Source organism: Vallitalea longa, assembly GCF_027923465.1.
GTDB lineage: Bacteria > Bacillota > Clostridia > Lachnospirales > Vallitaleaceae > Vallitalea > Vallitalea longa.
Map to the genome: position 1 here is coordinate 1,190,378 of NZ_BRLB01000001.1, position 24,279 is coordinate 1,214,656.

Below are 24,279 nucleotides of genomic sequence, written 5' to 3' on the forward strand. Positions count from 1 at the left end.
ATATTTATAAATCAAGAAAAAATAAAAAGTGACTACTAACCTACTATTACATCTGATTAAGTAAAAGGCTACTCTTCATAAAAGATTTCTAAAAAAATAGAAAGAGAACTTTATTGTTTAACAAAAAAAAAGAACGCTCATGCGTTCTAAATTTCGAGACTTTCAATATTTTTGACTATAATTAATTTATCCCCTCTTTTTACATCTGTAACATCTAAATTATTTACAGCTCTAATATCCTCTACTTTAGTAGAATATGTTTTTGCTATATCCCATAATGTTTCATTATCTTTTACTATATATCCCACAACACTAGGTGTATTCTGAATCCTCTTGATGTCTAGTTCATTTTCAGTGATGTTATTGATCACATTCAGTTCATTCTTATGGAATACTAATGTGTCAAGTGAAACTGCACATTTTACTTCTAGTTCTTTTTCACCTAACATGCTACAGTTAATATAGTTCACAGACGGCCTAATTGACATCCTGCTGTCTTTTTTAATGCCTTCTGTATCAATTACCTGATTAAATGGTAAAACCGCGTTATAGACGTTAATAGGGTTATTATCATCAGCTGCAACATACATTATTTTGCTGAACACTACACCTTCTACTTCTACTTTATCTTCAAATGTATCAATATTATCGATATTGACATCTCCAGTTGCATAATATATCTGCATTATATCTGGTTCGTTGCTATCTATTTCTATGGTTTCTTTTATTTTGCACTGACTTTGGTTCTTGCATAATAGTGTCTCATATTCAACTGATTCTTTCTCTAGATCGATATCTTTTGATAATGAGTATACATCAGCAAGAATACTGTCTTTCTCCTCTGAATAAACTTTGATATCCAGTTGTGTCATGATATCTACTGAGAATACTCTTTCTTCTCCGTCTAGATCAGGCCTTATCTGAATCTTGTCGTCTACGATTTTAATGTCAACATCATAATACATATCTTCGTTGACACCATTACACTCTATAACACCGTTATATGGTATTTCATGCTCAACAAATTCTAGATTGTTTTCTCCCGACTCTCCTAGATATAGAGTATCTAATGCTATAACCCCTTTAATATTGATTTTATCATCCATTATTCTGAATTCTTTATTCTTGATACTTCTGTCATACCACAGGATTTCCATAATATTTGGCTTGCTGCTTGGAATTGCTAATTCATCTTTTATTTTATATGTTTCTTTTTTGGATGTATGAAGTTTACATATTGTTATGTCATCATATTTGCTTTGTATGTCACAAGCTCCAGATATATCCATTGGAACATACATTTCTTTTTTCTCATCCACCATAAGTTTTACTTGTACAATTGATTTTACATTGATTTTTCTTGTGTTGATTGGGGTAATCTTCATCTCTTCTATGACATACTCTGTCTTAATACTATCATTTTTGGATACATCATCAATATTAATGCTTTCCTCTATTGGTATAAGACTCATCATATTATGTACAGGCTTTGAATCATTAAGAGGTACATACAATACTTTACAATTAAATTCACCTTTTACTAAAACTTTTGAATCATAAACATCTGTACCTGTAATGTTTACTACCGAATTGCTCTGCAAAATTTTATCAATATCTGGCTTGATATCTGGCACATTAATATCTTCATCTATTGTCATTTGAAGAACTCGGCTTCCTTTTTGTTTTATTAATGCTATGTTTCTTTGTTCCAGTTCTAAACTCAAAAAAATCCCTCCTAAACCTTTGTCTATATTATTATATTAAGGTTAGGAAGGATTTTATGACTATTTTTTAATTGTTAGATATAATAGCTAAAGATCATTAACAAATTTATTCCTGACATAACGATAATTCAACATTATTAGTTAATATATCAGTGTAACTATATGAAACAGTTCTATAGGTATTCTGTAATTCATTTTGTACTTTAACTACAAAAATACTTGGATAAGTGCTCTGTAATACACCCTGTTTAATGACTATTCTTTTCCGTCCCTTATTAGCTTTAACCATCACTTTACTACCGACATAACCATCTACACGCTTTCTTACCTCGGTAATATCTTCTTTTGCAATCATTTTTAACCACCTCATCTTTAACAACTACTACTAGTATATCATAATACTATAAGCAGGTCAATAAATTTTTAAATTATATCAAATTACACTATAAATGTCAATAGAATTAAGAGACTTTTTTACTAATTTATGTTATTTTGTTTGGAGAACTATAATTTTCTTATCACTTTTCCCTTAATTTTGCTTTTGTCATAACAGCCTAATATACGGCTGTCTTTACTTATACTTCTATTGTCTCCTAAAAAAAATACACTCCCTTCAGGTACGAATATATCAATATCCCCTGTGGTAGTTCCTTTTATATAATTTTCTTCAAGTATTTTACCATTACGTATAACTTTATTATCCGTTATCCGTATGTGGTCTCCTTCTAATCCAATAATTCTCTTAACTATCTTATTGGTTATGCTATCATCATTATAATTCAATATTATCAGATCATTATATTTATACTTCGTTATGAGTGTTATAGCTTTTGATACTAATATATAATCATTGTCTTGAAGAGTGTTCTCCATAGATCTGCCTTTTACTTTCATGGGCCAAATAAATATAGAAATAAAGAATACAATTACTAGTGCATATATAAATGCGATAATCCAGTCTCTATATATTAGTTTTTCCATTTTTTTCATTTTTATGCGGCTTTTAGAATTTTTATTCATGTATGCAATCCTTTAGTTTTGTTATTACTTTCATTTTATGATATTGACAACCGATATTACTTGCTAATGACAAAATAAATGGGGAAAATTTTCTTTTCCCCACATTTTTTATTATTCTTAATTCTATTTCAAATATCCCATATACTCAAATCAAATTGACTATATGGGTATTTCAGTAGAAAATATCTCTTCAGTTAATTGTGCATACGAAATGAAGTTCGTTATATATGCATAAGTATTTTTGTATAACAGATGTTACTTGTAATAAACAGGTAATGATAGATCTTCTGTTTTCACAACAATAAATGGATAAGATAGACTCATAGTTACTGTATCATCCTTTGATGGCCCTAACAGTTCAGTTAAAATCACTACATAATCTTCTGATTCATATACTTCTTTTACTTGAATACTGTATCCACCTGTCGGTTGCTCACCATATCCAACAACTATGTATAAATACTGCCCATCACTAAAACTGAATTTAAATGGTTCCATCTTAGATTCTTCTATCTTCTGTTTTATAACATCAGGTATATCTTGTTCATCTACTACAGTAAACTCTAAATCTCTTATTTTATCTTCATTTTCTTCTTCAACGTCACTGCTACACGCAGTAAATATAAATACCATAAGTAAACATAACACAAAAATAATTTTTTTCATGATTTCACCATAAAATTTCTATTTGTATTATTTTATTGTTATAGCATCAAAATTATAACTTAATTAATCAATTATATCATTAATAATTTTCATTACACCTTCTGAAAATTCTTGTAAGTGCTTATCCGCCTCATCATTAGATGAGTCTTTTACACCAAAGTAAAATTTGATTTTGGGTTCAGTTCCGGATGGTCTTACACAAAACCATGATTCATCACTTAATTTAAAATATAATACATTTGATTTAGGTAAATCTGTGTCTTGTAGATAATCTATAGCTTCTATTATTTCTACGTTGTTTATGCTTTTTGGAGGATTAGTTCTTAATTCCTTTAATATATGTTTAATCTTATTAACTCCTTCAATACCTTTTAATGTAACTGCTTCAAGTGTTTCTTTGTAGTAACCATATTTTTCATAAATTTTCATTAATGCATCATAGAGAGTTAATCCTTTCAACTTATAATATGCCCCTAGTTCACATACCATCATCGTTGCAACTACTGCATCCTTATCTCTGGCATGTGTACCAATTAAGCATCCGTAACTTTCTTCAAATCCAAATAAATATTCATATGAATCATCTTGTTTGAACTCTTTTATCTTTTCACCAATGTATTTGAATCCAGTGAGAACTTCTATAAGTTTGATATTATAACTATCAGCTATGGTTTTTGCCATATCAGTAGTAACGATTGTCTCTATTACAGCACCATTTTTCGGAAGAACATCATTAGCATTTTTCTGAGATAAAATATAATCCAATAATAGTACTCCTATCATATTGCCAGTTAATGCAACATATTCATCGTCTTTTCTGACAAGAACACCTAATCTGTCAGCATCAGGATCAGTTGCTAATATGACATCAGCATTTTTTTCTTTCCCCAGCTTAATTGCAAGCTTAAAAGCCTTTATATCTTCTGGATTAGGGTAGCTGACTGTAGAGAATTTGCTATCTGGTAATTCCTGTTCTTTGACTACAAAAACTTTTTTGAATCCTATTTCATCCAATATCCTTCTAACAGGCTTATTTCCTGTTCCATGAAGAGGGGTATATACTATATTAAAATCATCGGCTGCTTTCTTGATTACGTCAGGATTGATGATTTGTTTTTTCAATTCTTCTATAAATTTATCATCAATTTCTTTTCCTATGACATTATATAATCCGCTTTTGCTAGCCTCATTTTTATCCATAGATAAAACATCTTTATAATCTGTTACTTTTTTGACTTCACCTATAATTTCTACGTCTCTTGGAGATGTAATCTGTGCTCCATCTTCCCAATATACTTTGTATCCATTATATTCCGCTGGATTATGACTTGCAGTTACAACTATTCCTGCTATAGCTTTTAATTCTCTTACTGCAAAAGATAGCTCAGGTGTTGGTCGAAGGCTTTCAAATACATAAGCTTTTATACCATTGGCATTTAATACAAGAGCTGCTTCATCTGCAAACTCAGGAGACATATACCTAGAATCGTAAGCAATCACAACACCTTTATCAATTGCTTCTTGTCCCCCTATTTTTATATAATTAGCTAAACCTTGAGTAGCTTTCCTAACAGTATAGATATTCATTCTGTTACTTCCAGCTCCTATAATACCTCGAAGCCCTCCAGTTCCGAATTCAAGTTCTTTATAGAATCTTTCTTGTATTTCAACATCGTCATCTTTGATATCTAATAATTCCTTTTTAGTGTCTTGATCAAAGTAGTCATTTTCTAGCCATTGATTATAATTTTTTAAATAATCCACATATATACCTCCATTATAGTTAATATATTATTATCTAATCATCTTCTTCATTATCATCGAAAGAAGGTAATTCTTCAATTCTTACATCATCTGTTTCATCATTATCAAAATCATCATTAGGTACTACTATAGGATTGTCAGATTCTGTATTAAGCTTTTCTAACTCTGGAAAAGTTTGATAAGAATCTTCGCCATTATCTTTAACAACAATTTCATACATCTTAGAGAAATAACCGTCTCTTCTAAGAGTTATAGTATGTTCACCTGGTTCTATAGGTGTTGTTATCGGTAATACACCAATGAAATTTCCATCTATATATATATCTGCTCCTTCTGGACTATCTACATGAATATAAGTTGGTTTCTTCTCTAAATCTATTTCAAAAGTTGCAAATGGTTTATTGACAACTAATTCGTTCTCCCAGTCTACAAACCCATCTTTAACAATCTTAATTGTATATTTTCCATAATCCAAAGAAATAGGTTTAGAAAAATCGCTGTAAGTTTCTCCATTAATGGTAAATGAAATATCTTTTTGGGCAACACTAAATTGAACCATACCTTTTCTTGGCGTAGCATCTTTTACATCAATTGTAACCCTCTGATCTTTTTCTACCATAACTTCAGTTTCATAAGTTAATTGGTCATTAGTAACCAGAATATCATGAACACCTACAGGCACTGCTACTAATGTATTTTCTTCTATATTTACTGTTTTGTTAGTACCGATCTCTAATATTCCACCTATGAAATTACTATGGTTATTAAGTGAGATGTAACCATGCCCTTTTTCCATTATAATGGTCCATACATTGTCTTTATATCCCATTAGGGTAACTTCATCTTCAGGAGCTAAATCATCCATGCCAAAAGAATTACCATTAAAAATAGTTACTAGGTCATCTGTATAATTATATATATCATTACCTACAGTAATAGTCTTTTTTTCTTTATCCACAACAACTTCATTGATTTTACTTCTTTTCCAAGTCTTAGCTGTTTTATGAATAAAATCTGGTCTCTTTTCTTTTTTGTCATATTTGGTTTCTATCATATCTCCTACATTAAATTGTACAAGTGTCATTAATGAACCATATTCATCTTTTATATCAACAGCACTATCAATTTTCAATGTAACGGATTCATTGTTTTCAATATTCAATATTGTCAATTGATCATTTTCCGAATCAACTTCTTTAATAACCCCTAATGCTCTAACATATTCTACATCTCTATTACCATCATTATCAACATTATTATCAACAGTTATATCTTGGTTGCCTTTATTTTTATTGTCTGGTTTCTTTTTCATACTACTGAATGCAATAGTTAGTATTACTACAAGTATAACTAAAAGTCCCAATACTCCAATTATAGTCATTTTAGTCACAATATCTGTTTTCTTCTTTTTCTTATTATTATCCATAATTCCACCTCGCGTTAAATTATATTATTAACATAGATATAATCTTATGATAGATTAGTTTATGTTAAATTTATAATCTTGTCATAAAGTTTTTTTGCACTATCATAAATTTCTGTTAGCTTTTTTGACATATATAATCTAGGTATATGTTTAACATTATAATCAGTAAGCCTTTCTTTTGCAAGTTTATTAAGTCTATATGGTATCTCAAATATTTGTTCCAATTGTTCCAAAGCCTCATCATTACTGTTATTACTAAGATTTTCATTTGCTAAATCTAATAATATAGTACTATATTTTTCCAGATGTGTAATGCTCAATGGATTTAGGTTTATTAATTTTTCTGCAGATATATATGCTTTTTCCAATTCCCAATTTTTATAATCAATATCTCTCTTAATGATGTAAGCATCTATCGCATATTGATTATTTTCGATAACCCAATCAGCTAACTCATATGCTTTTTCTGGTTTCATCTGCTTATAATACTTCGCAAGATCAATTTTAGCCTCTGTATTATAAGGATACATGTATAGAGATTTTTCATTCTCTCCTGCATAAGCATAATATGAACTTAAAGCCATATATATATAACTGGTCAAAAAAATACTGATAATCAAGATTGAGCATTCTCGATTAATATTTATTGTTTTCATTTTATCTTTATCAATAAAGACTATTATCACAATGCAGAAACCAATAACTAGAAATTGAAAATCAAAATCCACTGCCCCATGTCCGAATATAATAAATAGAATCAGTTTATTATAGAAGGATAATTTTCTATTAAATATATTTCGCATGAAATATAAACCAACAAGTACAAATCCAACGATACCTATATCCATAACAATCTGTAAAACATTACTATGTATATATTTCACATAATAACTAGCTCCAGTCTGATATATTCTCTGTATATAATAGTATCCAAGATGTCCCGTTCCAAATGGATGATCTTTCATGATTGATATACTGTCTTTGTAATATAACAGTCTAGTAAGCCATTCACTAGTCTTAATAGATGTTTCTTCAATTCTGTTAAACACGTATGATATATCTACACTAATTATGATGATATACCACAAAAGTGTTCCTAATAATATAAACGGTACTAGATGTTTTATTTTTTTTCTGTCATAGATGATAACAATCAATAATGCACCAATCCCAATAATATACATGCTTCTACTAAAAGTTAATAGAAAACAAGTCCACATTATCATAATTGCGAGATAGTCATATGTCTGTATTTTTTCTTTTGAGATCATTATTATTATAGATATCAAAATGAAAACAGCGAATGTATTGGGATATTGAAAAAAGGAACCAAGCCTTCCTTTCTGTACAAACATTTCTTGAAGATAAGGTATAAAAAAAGCAGATAAGGCGATTACTGATATTATTGTACCAGAATAGGAAATTGCATTCATATAATCTCTTTTATCAATATTAGTCTGCATCATGACCAGATAAAATATATAGACAACCAATACCTTCAAGAAACCCATTACAGCCATACCTTTATCAACAGCATAAAATGTCGAGGCAAAATATAATATTATTCCTATGAGAATACAAACATTATTTATACTCTTTTCAAATTTAATACTCTTATTAATTATTATATAATATGTTAATACCACTAATAAAAAAGCTCCTGCTAAATATACTTGATGATAAAAATACATTCCCTGAAAAAAAGGACATATAATAATAAAACTCAATATAATTGCTTTTTCTATACTATTTCTTTTCACTATGCTTTTCTTCCTTAATCGAGTAATAGATTTTATTATCTATATTATTAACTTTTCGATTATATTTTATAGTTTATTTTACCATTTAACAAGTATTTTTCCATATTTTATAATTGTTCTTTTAATTTTGTTGGAGTTATCCCTACATATTTCTTGAATATTGAACTAAAATATCTACTATCATTAAATCCTACTAACTCTGCCACTTGGTATATCCTTATATGTTCATCTTGAAGCAGTGAAATAGCCATTTTGCATCTATATCTAGTTAAATAATCAACAAATGTATACCCTGTTTCTTTTTTAAATAATCTGCTTAAGTAACTCTCAGTAATATATAGTTTGTCAGCGACTTCTTTAATATTGATATCATTGAAATAATCATTTCTTATACATTTAATAGCTTTTGAAACATATCTTTTCTTACCCTCCGTAATATTGTTTTGGTATTCTTGAAAATCAAAAAACTCATCTATAGCATTATATTCTTTTTCATATTCTTCTTTTTTACTTTCAACTGAATTGACTATTTTTTCAAGTGCATCATATAATTCATTATCCTCTACAGGTTTTAAGAGATATTCTTTAACTCCTAATGAAATAGCCTGCTGAGCATATTTAAATTCATCATATCCTGATATGATTATGTATTCTGCTTTTATCTTATTTTTTAGATCTTTTATCATATTGATTCCATCCATTTTAGGCATACGAACGTCAGTGATGACTATATGAGGTTTTACCCTTAAAATCATTTCTATACCTTCTGAACCATTAGATGCTTCTCCTACAACTTTACATCCGAGTTCTTCCCATGGTGTCGTAATCACAAGTCCCTTTCTAGTAAGTATTTCATCTTCAACAACTACAACTTTTACCATTAAACACAATCCTTTCAATATTACCTAAATAATATTTATTTATAATCACATTTTACTGGTATTTGTATAATTACTTTTGTACCCTCTCTGAATTTACTTAATATATTAATACCATAATCTTCTCCATAGTATAATTTGATTCTCTGATCTACATTGTATAAGCCAACATGTTCATCACTTTTTTTAATGATTGCTCTATCCAGTTCTTCTTCATTCATCCCGATACCATTATCGATAATAATAAAATATATGATATCTTTTCTCTTATATCCTTTAATAATAAGAGTACCCTTATCATCTATATTATCAAAACCATGAACTATAGAATTTTCAACAATAGGCTGTAAGATTAACTTAGGTATGTGATATTGAAGAATCTCTTCATCAATATTAATTTTGGTACTGAATTTATTGTTGTACCTAATCTTTTGTATTTCAAGATAATTATTTATGAGATTAAGATTTTCTTTTACTGTTAAGAACTCTCTATTGCAATTTATGCTATTTCTAAGTAAACTCCCTAGTTGAGTTGCTATAATACTTATTTCTTTTACATTATTTAATTTTGCAATCCACTTAATGGCATCTAGGGTATTATACAAGAAATGTGGTTTTATCTGTGCTTGAAGTATTTTTATTTCTGCTATTCTAAGCCGTTTCTGTTTATCAATTGTATTATCCATAGATTCCTTTAATCTATTTACCATGTGATTAAAACTATTTTCAAGCATTCCCAGCTCATCATTACGATTAAGATTAACTTGAATTGTTAGATTTCCTTCTTCTACCTTTTTCATACTTGCAACTAATTTCTTAATAGGTCTTACCATATATTTAGCTACAATAAATGAAATCAGAATTGCAAAAATCAAACAAATCAAACAACTAAGTAGTATTTTTCTCTTAATATTACTATTGTTTTTTTGTACTATGTTAAGTGGTACAGTGGCAACCGTAGTTAATCGTAAAGGTTCATATGTATAATTTACTATTAAATTAGGCGTTCTGTTTCCTTCTTCAACATATATTTTTTTTCTATTCTCCAACACTGCATTCCTATATTCCCCATTTAAAAAAAGTCCTTCATTTTCAGGATAATTAGCATCTGTGATAATGTAATGAAATTCATTAAGTATCATAACATTAAGAAGTTTACTAGTCCCTATAGAGTTGATAATATCTACAATAGCATTTCTTTTTATATCTATTATTATATAACCTATATGATTTCCATTTACATCCAATATCTTTTTGCCCATAGAAAAAACTACTGCTTCCCCCATTTGATTAGTGAATCTCTCTGGATATAGAACTATATTATCATTATCTTCCATCTCTCTGAAGATACCCCATGAATGTTTTATATTGTTATTATAAATATCAGGCATAGGAGAAGTTTCAAATAAAGCATTACCCTCTCTATCTAGTATATAAACAGGAAATTTATATTCTTTGCTAGCTAATAAAAAATATACCTTCTCATTAATTTCATAGTAATAATCCTCTAATAAAACCTTACCATCTAAGATTTTATGAAGTTCATAATCCTTACTCATGATATTAATGATAGTTTTATATTCATTTAAGAAGGTCTCTATATTTTTATTGATTTTGATTAAGCTGTCATGGGCTTCATCATATATTGCATCTTGAAGAATTTTTGAAGAAAGAGTATAACCTAGTAAGGTTAATACTAGAAGTGGTATAATACCTATTAGAATAAAAGAGAGTAATAATTTATTGAATAAGTGTTTATGAGGTTTCATAATAAACCTTCTTTCTGTTAGAACTACAGATAGTTTCTTTAATTATGGTACTCAAATAGCAGGATAAAAATATATATAATAATGACGTATATATTTTTATTCTGCTAAAACCTGTTACGTACTTTATTCATATTACTGTTTTAGGAAAATGGATAATAATAAAATTATTATATAGTGAAAATTTTATCTTCACTGATATTTAGTTTCTTAATAATCTGTAAGGGATATTTCAAATTGCATATCTCACTTTTTCTATGACAGTCGCTGCCAAAAGAAAAGAGAATATCTTTATCTAAAGCATGTTTAATGAAATTTTGATTTGGTTCTTTCCATAAACCACTTATTTCTATGGCTACTTTGTATTTTTCACATAATGTAAGAAGTTCTTCTTCCCATGATTCAATATAGTTGTCCTCTAGAAGTTGTTCATAGAAGGGTAATACTGTACAATGGCCTAAGATATCTACTCTAGTCTTTTGAAAAGTTTTTTTTACAGTGTCTAGTATACCTTCTAATATATATTTATTATCAGAGGAATCATATTGCTGTACATAATCTTTTCTATGACCAGCCCTATATCCAAAATATGCTGACAACCAAGTACGCTCATCAATATTATCATTATATGTATGTATACTTGAAATAACATAATCAAGCTTACCCAATACTCTGTCCGACCATTTCGTATAATCTCCTATATTAGCCTCTATGCCCTTGTAGACATTATATTCTGTTAATCTGTCAAGGTATTCTTCTATGGCCTTCATCGTTGTCATTTTAGAACAAAAAACATGGTCAGAAATACCAATCTTGTAACCTAATCCCTTAGCAACCTCCAATATTTCATCAACACTCGTATCTCCATCCGAAAAAATTGTATGTGTATGTAAATCTACAATGTCCATATTTAACAAAGTCCTTTCAAATATAATTATAAAATCATAAGCTTATCCCTTTACCTCCAGAAATCTTATTGAATACCAGTATAGATATAACCGTAGTAACTGTCAATATTGAAGCCAATGCTGCTGCAGTACCAAAGCTAGCCCTTACAACCTCTGTATAGATAGCAACGGAAATAGTAGCCGTCTTACCAGTATATAATATAATACTAGAACTTAACTCATTAATAGTAGTTATCCAACTGAGTATAGCTCCCGATATGACTCCTGGCGCCATGAGTCTGGCAGTTGTCTTAAAAAAAGTTTTCATTGGAGAAACCCCTAAATTAATAGAAGCCTCCTCAATACTAGGATCTATCTGATATAAAATAGCAGTACTAGACCTAATAGTATAAGGTAATTTCCTAATGACATAAGAAATAATCATTATCCATGCTGTTCCAGCTAACAGAATAGGTCCTTTGTTAAAAGCTACAAGTAAACTGATACCAAGTACAGCCCCTGGAATAACATATGGGAACATAATCAGAATATCCAATAAACTATTAACCCTAGATTTCTTTCTGACAATTAAATATGATAATAACAATCCTGCAACGACCATAATTATGATAGCAACTGTTGAGTATAAAAAAGTATTCTTAATATTTGTTGATAACTTGTTAATAATCATTCTGTAACTATCAAGGCTAAAACCCTTTACGAAGATAGGTCCCTTAGTCTTAATAAATGATGTTATAACAACTACTACCTGCTGTATCATAGCGAAACCTGCAACAACTACACAAAGAATGGTTAACCCTATTCGCTTACCTTTTGTTAATTTAGTCACTTTTGGCGGTCTAAGAGAACTCATCATATAACTTTTCTTAGAAATAATTAGTTTCTGAACAAGTAATATTGCTACAGCACATATTATTATGATTACACTAAGCATACTTGCTATACTTGCATTACCACCTATCTCACTCATATATTCTTCATATATTAAAACCGGCAGTACTTTATAACCTTCTCCTATCAACATTGGAGTTCCAAAATCTGCAAGGGAAGTCATAAATACCATAAGGGCTCCTGCTGTTATAGTAGGAAGTATTAATGGGAATGTAATAGTTAATAGCTTCTTAATTCCCGATACCCCTAAATTTTCTGCTGCCTCTTCAATTGAAGAATCCATACTTTTAAGTGCCCCTGAAACGAAAAGATAGACATAAGGGAAAAACTTCAATGTAAAAACTAATACTATTCCTGACCATCCATAAATAGTAGGTAGCTCAATCCCTATATTCCTAAACAAATTAGTAATGAATCCGTTTCTTCCAAGTAATAAAATCCATGAATACGCTCCAATAAATGGTGGTGATAACAATGATAGTATAATCATAATATTAATTAATGGTTTCCCCCATATATTATATCGTGTAGTAATATATGCCATGGGAAGACCAATCAATGTTGAAAAAATAGTGGCAGCAATTACTACAGATAGACTATTAAAAAGTGTTTTGTAATAATAAGGATACCTAAAAAATTCTAAATAATTAGTTAACGATATATTCCCTGTTTCTTGCGAAATGAAACTTTCCCGAAGCATTGAAAAGAAAGGGAATACTAACACTACAGCTAAGATTATGAATGCAATAATTCTAACTATATTCCAAAAGTTAAAGAACTTTTTGAGATATTTCATAGAAGTACCTCCTCGCCAGTGCCATCATATACGTGAATTTTATTAGAAGATAATATCAAACTTACTTTATCACCAGAATTCCTTATATGTGATATATCTTTTGTATACTCATTCACTTCTATAATTTTCCCATTGCTAAGCTTAATTTCATAATTTATGAAATCTCCTAAGAAAGTACCTATTATTATTTCTCCACTAATCTCATCATCTTTCCTATCAACAATTGTTATTTCCTCTGGTCTAGCACCAACGATAACTTCCCCTTGGTAATCTTTGCTTAATTTAATATTGATGATCTTTTCATTAACACTTATTTTTGTCCCATTTTTATCTTTTCCCATTACTTTGCCCTTCAAGTAATTGGAAGTACCTATAAAATCACCTATAAAAGTATTTTGGGGTGATTTATATATATTAACTGGTGTTCCTACTTGCTGTATAACCCCTAATTTCATAACAGCTATTCTATCTGATATCGCTAAGGCTTCTTCTTGGTCATGTGTAACATAAATAGTTGTTATCTTAAGATCTTTTTGAAGTTTTCTTATGATTGTTCTCATTGTTACACGTAATTTCGCATCAAGATTACTAAGTGGTTCATCCATCAATAATACATCTGGATGAATAACAATTGCTCTCGCAAGTGCAATTCTCTGCTGTTGACCTCCACTTAATTGTGTAGGCTGCCTATCCTTGAATTGTGTCATCTGTACCATTTCAAGAGCTTTTGATACTCTTTTGTTAATTTCGGCTTTATTTATTTTTCGTGCTTTCAAACCATATGCCACATTATTAAAAACTGACATATGAGGAAAAATTGCGTAATTTTGAAAAACCATTCCTATATTTCTTTTATGAGCAGGAATATCATTAATAACTTTACTTCCGAAAGATATTTGACCTTCATCTATCTTGTTAAAACCTGCAATCATACGTAATAAAGTTGTTTTCCCACACCCTGATGGACCTAATAATGTAAATAATTCACCTTCTTTAATTGTTAAATTAGCGTTATTCACTGCTTTATAGTCACCATATACTTTAACTGCATTTTTTATTACGACTTGATGACTCATATGTATTCCTCCCAATATTATTATTTATCTTATTGTAGTTACTAACTTTTTGACTCTTAATATCTTCCTATAACAATATCCTTCCATTTCTTGACTAAATCTTCTTTATTATCTGACACCCATTGCAAATCATAATCGACTAACTTGATTTCAGACATTTTAGGTAAGTTATCACCTATTTCCACATCATCACGTACTGGCCTTGAAGCAAAATTATCTAATACAAATTGTTGAATTTTAGTTGTAAGAACAAAATCCATGAATTTTTTTGCATTTGATTCATTCTTAGCCCCTTTTATTAATGCAACACCATCTGGTACAGATGAAGTTCCTTCACTAGGATATACTATACCTACTTCAGCGCCAGCATTTACATATTCCATTGCTGTCTTCTCGAGAGTCAGACCTACCGCATATTCACCATCAGCTACACCCTTATACACTCCCGACGAACCTGAAATTATCTTACCATCTAGATTACTGTAGAAATCTTTAATGAATTTCCAGCCTTGGTCTTCTTCATTCTTATAAGCAGCTAACATTGTCGCAAGTATTGTAAAAGATGAACCTGACCTAGTTGGGTCTGCATAAGCGATTTTACCTTTCCATTTATCATCCAATAGATCTTTCCATGATGTTGGCACATCTTCTGGTTTAACTAATTTCTTATTGTACATAATAATCATTGGTAATGGGCTTGTCCCAGTCCATGCATTTTCTCTATCTATAAAAATAGTATCTATCATTTTAGATTCTTCGCTCTCATATGGTTCAAAATACTGTTTGAAAGCATTTAGTGATTCTGCTCCTCCTCCCCACATAACATCTCCTAGAGCATTATCTTTTTCCGATTCTATTCTTTTTAATAACTCGCCTGTTCCTGCTGCGACAACTTCTACTTTAATCCCTGTAGTTTCTTGAAATTCTTTTACAATTGGATTAATCATATCTGCTTTATGTGGACTGTACACTACCAAACTGTCTGTTTCATTTTCTTGTACCCCATCAGCTTTACTACCATTATCTACATCTTTAACTACATCTTTACTATCCTTTTTCTCTTTATTTCCACAAGCTGTTAAAGTTGTAGCCCCTAAAACAAGTACTAAAAAAAGAACCAATAATTTTTTCATAATAAAACATCCTCCTTAGTATTAAGCTTAATATGTTTGTATATATAATACAAATATAGCTATACTATGACAATCCATTATTATGAACTTTTGTTGAATATCATGAACAACTAATTCTCACTATTCCTACCTACAGATTCGATTTTGAAATTAACTTTTACATTTATTATGGAATTCTCAAAATATTCATCACTACTATATACACTTTGCCTTCCATATTTAGCCACTGCATATTGTGTAATATCCAAAAAATCTTCTTTGTAGACTTTTTGCACCTTACTTACCTCCTCAGACAATTGTTTTTCCATTTTCTTAGTAAACGCTTTTTCTATTAACCCCACTGTATTTTTATCAAGTTTCTGTTCCACTAATGTATTAATCAACATAACACCTGATATATCAACGATAATATCATATTTTAATCGACCTTCCTCCATAGATACTTTAACTTTTCTACTACTGTTACCATTAAAGTCTATATATTTTAGTGGATTGTTAGAAATGATATTCTTATAATTTTCAAATTCCTCAATATCAAAGAATTCTTGATCTTCATCTGCTGATAAATAGAGATATCCTTTACCATCATAATTTCTTAATAGATTCAGTAATTTTGCTTCTTTTATAGGAACTTTATGTGCCATTTTATTATGGCTGAATAATGCTAAACCTGTTATTTGTGGTTTTTCACTGATTAGTTCTATATATGGCAGACATATTTTCCTACCTTCTTGATAATATATTCGTATGATATTATCAACCGAAACATCTTTAGTAAAAAAATTAGAAAGGTGTGCTAATCTTATTACATTATATAATATGTCTGAATTAGTCTCTTCACTTTTATTATGGACGGTATAGTAATCTACACATCTTCCTTTATTTACTGCAATAAGAGATTTCAAACCTGCATTGGGATCTCTAAGTATAGAATCAATGAGATCTTCTATCCCGAATCTAGCTCTTTCTTCACTAATTATAGACACTAACTCTGTACCTAAAGAGAATCTTGAAGGCATCTTCGTCATACGATTTTCAACTAATTCAAATACAGTATGCCCTTTTCCGATATAAGTGTTAGAAGCTATAATCCCCTCTCCTATTATGGGAATTTCTGCTGGATCTACATAGATAACCTTATCACCAAATTCAATATCATATCCAACTCCCAACAGAACCCCTAACTCCTCTATAGGATAAGTATCGTAACAGCCGCTTATTAAACAAGTTGTAATTAACAATTCAAGTATGATGATTATCTTTTTATGCTTTTTCATTTTTATTACTCCTATATCTTATCTGTACTAAGATTGCTGTTATAATTCCAAACAATATGCTAAAGACTACGAAATATTTTAAATAAGTTCCAACTATATTCAACCTATTATGTTCTGATATCATGAAATATGAATAGATCGCTGCAAAAATCGCAGCTACAAAAACTGCAATTTTTTCACTTATTCCAGCAAAACTCGATATACAATAAGAAACAAGATAATTGCTGCATATGATGGTTTTCAAAACAATAAGTCCCCAGAAAAAAGTAAACACCGCAGTTAGATTAGAAAATATCGGAAATGAAATGGTTCCTATTATATAGAACAATGGATAATCAATGCGTGAAGAAAGTTCCCAACCCAAATAATAAATTACTGCGAAACTAACAAATGTATATATGAAAATAGTGATTAGACAAGCAAATAATCCAGCTCTTAACACTTTCTTTCGATTTGATATCTTACTAATTATAATGAAGCTTACTTCAACTAAAGAATATTGTGTAAGGTTCTCAATCATACCTTTTGGTATTTCTGAAGGATTATGAAGTATAGGCTGAATATTGACAAAAGAACCTTTTGGCAATATAAAAATCAATGACAGAATAAAGATTACTGTCAAATAAAAATAAAATTGTGAAATTCTACCCACAACATTTAACCCTGACATGGTCACAAAAGCCGAAACTATCAAACAAGGAATTATTATATAATACGGTGCCAAATATGAATTTATAGTTTGTATTAAATTATTTGTGAATGCAGAAACTATACTTGTCATTATTGTTAAAAAATATATGAAAAATATAAATATGATAATTAGAGCTATAAATTTTCCATATACTTTTTTTATCAGTACAAAGAAATCTTCATGATTAGATTTCTTATCAATGATATATGAAGTTATCACAATAATTATTGGGTACATACCACAAAGCAAGGTTGTAATCCAAGCATCTTGATGGGCTACAGCTGCACCAGATGAACCTAGAAATCCAATACCTATACCAATCATGGTTCCAACGGTTATGAATATATATTGATATCTAGTTATAGTATTCTTATTCAATTATTATTTTCCCCCCTTCGAGAAGCTTTTAGGAACTTTACTGATATTTTTTAATGGAGCTCTTATTAGACTATCTTGCAAATCTTTTTGTCTCATAGGCGCTATAGGGGAAAAATATGGTACTGAAAAACTATCTATACTTATCAAATATGCTATTAATGCGAATAGACCTAACATTATTCCAAAAAGTCCTAAAATCTGGGCAAGTATCAATATTACGAATCTGCATATTCTAATGGTAAGACTCATCTCATAATTAGGAATCAGAAAAGTACATATTACAGTTATAGAAATGACCATTAAGGTTGTAGGACTAACAAATCCTGAATTGATTGCTGCTTGTCCTAGGATAATACCACCTACAATGCTTAAAGTCTGACCTACCATTGAAGGCAATCTCAGACCACCCTCTCTTAAAAACTCAATAACAACTTCCATCAGCAATATTTCTATGAAAGGAGGCAGCGGAATATTCTGCCTAGATTCAGATATGATATAGATTAAATCTTGTGGAATCAGATCTATATTGTAACTAATTAAAACCAGGTATAATGGTGAAGCCAACAAAATTATGATTAATGCCAATAATCTTATAACTCTATCAAAATTAGCTAGAACAATTTTATTAGAATAGTCTTCAAAAGCTTGAAAAAATTCTATAAAAACAACCGGTACAGTAACAGCATAAGAACATCCATCAACAAATATTATCGCTTTTCCTTGTATAATATCAGAAACAGCTTTATCTGGTTTTTCAACTGTTTTGTACTGCGGGAAAACACTAAAGGGACGCTTTTCCATATACTGCATAAGCATCCCTGTATCAGGAATATAATTGGCTTTCACATTGTCTAACTTTTCTTTTATTTTATTTAGTATGTTTTTATCTATAGTACCTTCCAGATATAGTAGAGCACCTTCACTATTGTTTTCTTTTCCGAAAACATATTTTTCTATTCTGAGATTATTATTAATCAATTTTTCTTGAATCATGGAAATATTTATTTTAACACTTTCAACAAAAGCGCTCTTGGCACCTCTTATGTTTTCTTCAATCTTGGCATCAGATACTTTTCTGAAATTATTTTGAAAAGTATCACAAATAATAGCATTCTCTTCATTATCCAATAGTATTATAGTTTGCCCACGCTTAAGGCTCTCACATACTTTCTTCACTTCACTTGATATTTCAGTGGAATTAATAGAAATATATCTTTTTGAAATATAAAGCGCCAGTGATGAAGTATGTGGAAGTTTAGTCTCTATTTGAAATAATAAAGGTGCTATTATATGTTTTTCAATACTATTTTTATCACTTATGCCATCTATATAGATTATTAAACAATTTATATTACCCTTCAATACTATATCTCTATATTTGAGATTATAATTTGACGCTAGAGAAGAATAAATCAGATGTTTATTCCTTTTAATATCATCAGTTAAATTTTTAGTTATCATTAGTCACTCACCCAATTATAGTTTTACATATTTATTTACTTATTTTACCTTTCTATTATATTTTTTATGCATAATTATTTGCTTGATAGAGTTTTCTTGAGCTCTCTGATGAATCTTTCTTTTTTTTCTTTTTGATTAATAAGTTTATTTAGCTTAATTAAACTTTGTTTTGGCTTCCAAGCCCTATTTAAATTAAAATAGTAGTTACTTATTTTCCAGAATTTTTCAGGATACATGATAAGATATAATAATATATCAAGTTCCTCTTTACTTAATGGATTTATGCTGATATATTTTTCTATTGCTTCTATTCCCAGTCCTATGTTCCAATCATTCTTTTCTAATACTTTTCTCATTAAACGATATAGGTCTATTACAGGGATATCAATGTTGCAGTATTCGAAATTCATAGTATGCAATTTTTTATTACTGACTAATATGTTATGGTGAATATATTGTCCATGTGTGATGACATTACTCTTATGATATCCATTAACCAAATTATTATATTCTGATAATTCTATTAGAGAAAGTGCTTCAACTGCTTTTTTATAATAATAATTAAAACTACTCAAAAAACAAATATCGAATTCTGACCATTTTCCCATTTTCCTTATTTTGTTTCTGATTCTTACTAACTCAATATTATGTCTATTCAACTTATTCGGTAATGAGCCTAATTTCACATAGTTCTTATACTTACTGCCTATGGGGAAATTAGAACCACATTTATGTAATACAGCTAAATTCTTAACAGAATCATAGATTTCCTCTTCATCATTAAAAAAGATCTCTCTTCCGTTAACCCAATTTTTCATAATATAGATTGTACCATCATCCTCACAGAAGGGATTCTTATCTCTTGACATTGTCAATCTATCGATATTGGTGAATCCTTTCTTATAAAGATATTCTTCTATTTCATACATGAATTTTATTTTTTCTCGATGCATTCGGATTTCTTTAAATAGCTTCAAACCCTTATTAGTATCTAATATATATGCCCCTCGTCCTTTATAACCATTTTTGACCTTTATTTCAAATTGTTCAAAAATGTTATTGTATTCCTCAAGCATCTAATCACCTCAACTTAGCCATAATTATATTTTTTTATCAGCATTCTAGACATAATGGTCACAAAAATCATAATGCCTTACTTTAAAATATATGAAGAAGTTGGCGTATTTATGAGGACAGGAAATTATTATTTTATTCTATAAAGAACCGGAACATCAAAAACCCCAATATATTGTATTGTTTTTTGAAAAAACATCAATATATTGGGGTAGTTATTTTGTTTAATGTATATTTTAATTTTTAATTTCTTGTACTATTTCTATCAACTGTTCTTTATTATTTTTATTTGGATCTTCTATTACCATATCCAATAGCTTATTAAGGATTATTCCTATTTCAGGTCCTTTTGCAAGACCAAGATTAATCAGGTCTTGTCCGTTTACCTTTAACTGTTTAAGACTTATGCATTGATCATTTGCTTTAATTTCTTCATATATCTTCTTAGTATTACTAATCATTATTAATCCATCGTCTAGTTTATCAGGATTTTGAGACATGACATCTGCTTTTTTGACTAGTAAGAAATCACTGAATAGCTCATGACCTATTTTTTTCAATATCCTTCTTATACATTTATAGCTATTTTTTATTGTAATATCATGGTATTTAATTAATTTTACGACTTTATTGATAGTATTATTATCAAATTTCAACCTTTTCAGAATAGACATTGCCATTTCTGAGCTGACTTTTTCATGCCCATAAAAATGGTCTATTCCTGATTCATCCGTTGTTTTTACTCTTGGTTTTCCTATATCATGTAACAACATGGTCCATCTTAGAGTTTTATCTGCCTTTATAGCACTAACTGACCTTAATATATGTTCTCCTATATCATAACTGTGATATGGATGATTCTGAGGATTACCAATGCATGGTACGAATTCAGGAAGTATATATTTCATTAATTCGAGTTTATATGTTTCCATAAATAGCTTTGGATTGTCTGATGTTAAAGTTTTATTAAGTTCTACTTGTATTCTCTCCATACTAACATTTTTTATTAGAGATGAACATTTAATGATATCTTTTCTGGTCTTTTGATCTATTATATATCCTAATTGAGCAGAGAAACGTATTGCCCTCAGCATCCTTAGTGCATCTTCATTAAACCGCTCATATGGGTTGCCAACACAACGAATGATTCCTTTTTCTAAGTCATCTATTCCATTAAATACATCTACTAATCCGGTTTTATGATTATATGCCATTGCATTAATTGTGAAATCTCGTCTTTTCAAATCCTCTACTAGATTATTAGTAAATTCTACTGTACTGGGTCTTCTGTTATCTTCATATTCTCCATCAATCCTATATGTTGTAACCTCAATAGGGTGTTTATCCATAAGTATAGTTACAGTACCATGTTTCAATCCTGTATCTATAGTTTTATCAAATAATTTTTTAACTACATTAGGTAGTGCAGAAGTGGTTATATCCCAGTCATTCGGTACTTTACCTATTAGACTGTCTCTGACACATCCCCCAACTAAATATGCCTCATATCCATTTTCCATGAGTTCATCAATTATTTTTTTTGCATAGTAAGGCATATCTATCTTTACTTTATTCATACAAATCAATCCTCTATGTTTCTATTGGCTTATCCTTACACGACTCATTATATCTTCCTTAGTATAACCAGCACTTTCTAATTCGTTGATAATGTCTTTTTGTATATCTGGAATATATGTTTTAATCAATGAAGCATCTCCCTCTAAAATAAATTCTCCAAGTGATGCTGGTATCATAAAAGAATCTCCCAAGTTGAAAGAATATCTAGTATTATTATGGATGACTTCACCACAACCTGATGTACACATATATATTATAAATTTGTTATGTGTATCTTCTTTCTTAGTTCCCTTCAAACCTAGTTTTTCAATAGAAAAATATTTATTTGCTACATAATAGATTATGTCATTATCACCGTCTTTTATACTGAGCCCTGGAACTATGTCCTTGCTGTGCTTTCCTTCAAAATCAATGACATCAAGTGATTTATCAACATGAAGTTCTCTCATATTACCATCAAGTCCTACTCTGTTCCAGTCATAAACTCTGTATGTGGTATCTGAATTTTGTTGTATTTCAGCTAATAATATACCATCTTCTATGGCATGTACAAATCCTGCTGGTATGTTGATAACATCTCCTGCTTCAACTTCCACTTCATTCAATACCTGTTCAAGATGACCATCTTCAAGAGCTTTTACAAAATCATCTTTAGTCACATTATCTTTCAGACCTGCTATCAGTTTTGCACCGGGTTCAGCATCTAATATATACCAAGCCTCACTTTTACCCAGTTCACCATTTTCATTTAACTTAGCATATTCATCTTCTGGATGGACTTGTACAGATAATTTGTCTTTTGCATCAATAAACTTTATTAATAGAGGGAATTTATCATTGTCATCTATTTCATAACCAAGTAATTCTTTTGAGCTGGTTCCTACAACTTCTTTTAGTGTTTTTCCTTGTAAGCTACCATTTCTGATAGTAGAATTACCATTATCATGACAAGCAACTTCCCAGCTTTCACCTGTATTCTTAAAAGGGATAGATTTATTCAATTTATCTTGTAACATTGTACCTCCCCAGACTCTTTCTTTGTAATCTGGTTCAAAAAATAATGGATATAACATTTTTTATCTCCTCTCTAGTATTTAAATTATTATGCTATGTCTAAATTATAACATTCTTAGTTCATTGTCTTCAACTACATTATTTTTCATTAATATAGTTACTGTTAAAATTGTCCCATTTAGTATTATCTATGTTTCCATATTTGATTTCATATTCAGCATGGTCACCTAACACATGAAGGACATCTACACTAATGCCTAATGAATTTTCACTAATATAAAAATTATCAGTAGATAATTTCTCAATTATCTCATCATCAGATAAATCTTTCAAAAGTAACCTCTGTTGGTCTTTTAATGCTCGAAAATTATCATTTCTAAAATTCTCTATAAAAGTTTCATCCGCATCTACAACATCTGCCAACTTCAATATAGTCTTATTGTCCATATCTATATTTGTAGTATAGAAAAAATCATTTGGATAAACAGCTTTTTTCATATTACCTATACCAGTGTATTTGATACTTATGATTTTCTTATTGATATATGATATCTCATAATCAATATTAAGGCTTGATATATTATTCTCACCATAGTTATCCAGTACTTTTAAGGCTTCCTTTTTTATCAGTTCATTAATTTCCGTATAGTCTTTATTTTCTATCATAGGATAATTAATATTGACATCTCCATTTGAATAAGAATCATTTACAATATTTTTTTTTGAAGTACATGAAGTAAGTAAACAAACCACTAGTAAAATTAATAATATCTTCTTTAACAATAACATTCCTTCTTTCTATTCATCTATCATTTAAGTAAATCAGTTCAATTTTATATTCTTATTCTTCTAGATATTTTATATTATATTTATATAAAAAGCAATTATAGGTTAATTTCCTATATATGCCAACAGTAATTTAATCCTATAACCCTTATATTTGCCTTATTGAATTTAAGGCAGGAAAGTTGAGTTAATGATATGATAATAAATAAAAA

General features: G+C 29.4%; 20 protein-coding genes. All 20 read right to left on the bottom strand.

Annotated elements, in window-relative coordinates; all coding sequences use genetic code 11:
* Positions 1 to 146: 146 nt before the first annotated feature.
* The 20 genes from QMG30_RS05205 to QMG30_RS05300 all read right to left on the bottom strand — a co-directional run bounded on the left by QMG30_RS05205 (position 147) and on the right by QMG30_RS05300 (position 24,064).
* The gene (locus QMG30_RS05205) at positions 147 to 1,724 is read right to left on the bottom strand and encodes a DUF3794 and LysM peptidoglycan-binding domain-containing protein (protein ID WP_281812927.1); all 1,578 of its coding nucleotides are present in this window, start codon (positions 1,722 to 1,724) and stop codon (positions 147 to 149) included.
* Between the two features lie 106 nt (positions 1,725 to 1,830).
* Positions 1,831 to 2,079 (bottom strand): Veg family protein, encoded by a 249-nt coding sequence (locus tag QMG30_RS05210; protein ID WP_281812929.1) that lies wholly within the window; start codon positions 2,077 to 2,079, stop codon positions 1,831 to 1,833.
* Between the two features lie 149 nt (positions 2,080 to 2,228).
* Positions 2,229 to 2,744: a signal peptidase I gene (gene lepB, locus QMG30_RS05215; RefSeq protein ID WP_281812931.1), complete on the bottom strand. Its 516-nt coding sequence runs from the start codon at positions 2,742 to 2,744 to the stop codon at positions 2,229 to 2,231.
* A gap of 255 nt (positions 2,745 to 2,999) precedes the next feature.
* Entirely contained in the window at positions 3,000 to 3,410 is a 411-nt protein-coding gene (locus tag QMG30_RS05220; RefSeq protein WP_281812933.1) for a protease complex subunit PrcB family protein, read from the bottom strand.
* 63 nt (positions 3,411 to 3,473) lie between these two features.
* Positions 3,474 to 5,174: a phospho-sugar mutase gene (locus tag QMG30_RS05225; RefSeq protein ID WP_281812936.1), complete on the bottom strand. Its 1,701-nt coding sequence runs from the start codon at positions 5,172 to 5,174 to the stop codon at positions 3,474 to 3,476.
* A gap of 34 nt (positions 5,175 to 5,208) precedes the next feature.
* Positions 5,209 to 6,600: a PEGA domain-containing protein gene (locus QMG30_RS05230; RefSeq protein ID WP_281812939.1), complete on the bottom strand. Its 1,392-nt coding sequence runs from the start codon at positions 6,598 to 6,600 to the stop codon at positions 5,209 to 5,211.
* A 59-nt stretch (positions 6,601 to 6,659) separates the two neighbouring features.
* Entirely contained in the window at positions 6,660 to 8,360 is a 1,701-nt protein-coding gene (locus QMG30_RS05235) for an O-antigen ligase family protein (protein WP_281812942.1), read from the bottom strand.
* 107 nt (positions 8,361 to 8,467) lie between these two features.
* Positions 8,468 to 9,241 (bottom strand): response regulator transcription factor, encoded by a 774-nt coding sequence (locus QMG30_RS05240; RefSeq protein ID WP_281812945.1) that lies wholly within the window; start codon positions 9,239 to 9,241, stop codon positions 8,468 to 8,470.
* Positions 9,242 to 9,276: 35 nt separating this feature from the next.
* The gene (locus tag QMG30_RS05245; protein ID WP_281812947.1) at positions 9,277 to 11,007 is read right to left on the bottom strand and encodes a cache domain-containing sensor histidine kinase; all 1,731 of its coding nucleotides are present in this window, start codon (positions 11,005 to 11,007) and stop codon (positions 9,277 to 9,279) included.
* A 167-nt stretch (positions 11,008 to 11,174) separates the two neighbouring features.
* Complete coding sequence (locus QMG30_RS05250; RefSeq protein ID WP_281812949.1) at positions 11,175 to 11,912, bottom strand: PHP domain-containing protein; 738 nt, start codon at positions 11,910 to 11,912, stop codon at positions 11,175 to 11,177.
* Positions 11,913 to 11,946: 34 nt separating this feature from the next.
* A complete protein-coding gene (locus QMG30_RS05255) occupies positions 11,947 to 13,599 on the bottom strand; it encodes an ABC transporter permease (protein ID WP_281812951.1) in 1,653 nt (550 codons plus the stop codon).
* Positions 13,596 to 14,675, bottom strand: coding sequence for an ABC transporter ATP-binding protein (locus QMG30_RS05260; protein WP_281812953.1), 1,080 nt, complete (start codon positions 14,673 to 14,675; stop codon positions 13,596 to 13,598). Before QMG30_RS05260 ends, QMG30_RS05255 begins: the two co-directional genes overlap by 4 nt.
* Positions 14,676 to 14,731: 56 nt before the next feature.
* Positions 14,732 to 15,808 carry an ABC transporter substrate-binding protein gene (locus tag QMG30_RS05265; RefSeq protein ID WP_281812955.1) on the bottom strand — a complete coding sequence of 359 codons (1,077 nt, stop codon included), beginning with the start codon at positions 15,806 to 15,808 and terminating at the stop codon, positions 14,732 to 14,734.
* A gap of 110 nt (positions 15,809 to 15,918) precedes the next feature.
* On the bottom strand, positions 15,919 to 17,085 hold the full coding sequence (locus QMG30_RS05270; RefSeq protein WP_281812957.1) for a Ger(x)C family spore germination protein: 1,167 nt from the start codon (positions 17,083 to 17,085) through the stop codon (positions 15,919 to 15,921).
* Entirely contained in the window at positions 17,072 to 18,154 is a 1,083-nt protein-coding gene (locus QMG30_RS05275; RefSeq protein ID WP_281812959.1) for an endospore germination permease, read from the bottom strand. The genes QMG30_RS05270 and QMG30_RS05275 overlap by 14 nt, the downstream gene beginning before the upstream one ends.
* Before the next feature lie 3 nt (positions 18,155 to 18,157).
* On the bottom strand, positions 18,158 to 19,615 hold the full coding sequence (locus QMG30_RS05280) for a spore germination protein (RefSeq protein ID WP_281812961.1): 1,458 nt from the start codon (positions 19,613 to 19,615) through the stop codon (positions 18,158 to 18,160).
* A gap of 74 nt (positions 19,616 to 19,689) precedes the next feature.
* Positions 19,690 to 20,691: a CotS family spore coat protein gene (locus QMG30_RS05285; RefSeq protein WP_281812963.1), complete on the bottom strand. Its 1,002-nt coding sequence runs from the start codon at positions 20,689 to 20,691 to the stop codon at positions 19,690 to 19,692.
* A 234-nt stretch (positions 20,692 to 20,925) separates the two neighbouring features.
* Positions 20,926 to 22,266 (bottom strand): CCA tRNA nucleotidyltransferase, encoded by a 1,341-nt coding sequence (locus tag QMG30_RS05290; protein WP_281812966.1) that lies wholly within the window; start codon positions 22,264 to 22,266, stop codon positions 20,926 to 20,928.
* A gap of 21 nt (positions 22,267 to 22,287) precedes the next feature.
* A complete protein-coding gene (manA, locus tag QMG30_RS05295; protein WP_281812968.1) occupies positions 22,288 to 23,340 on the bottom strand; it encodes a mannose-6-phosphate isomerase, class I in 1,053 nt (350 codons plus the stop codon).
* Between the two features lie 79 nt (positions 23,341 to 23,419).
* Positions 23,420 to 24,064, bottom strand: a complete 645-nt coding sequence (locus QMG30_RS05300) for a hypothetical protein (protein ID WP_281812970.1) — start codon at positions 24,062 to 24,064, stop codon at positions 23,420 to 23,422.
* Positions 24,065 to 24,279: the final 215 nt, after the last annotated feature.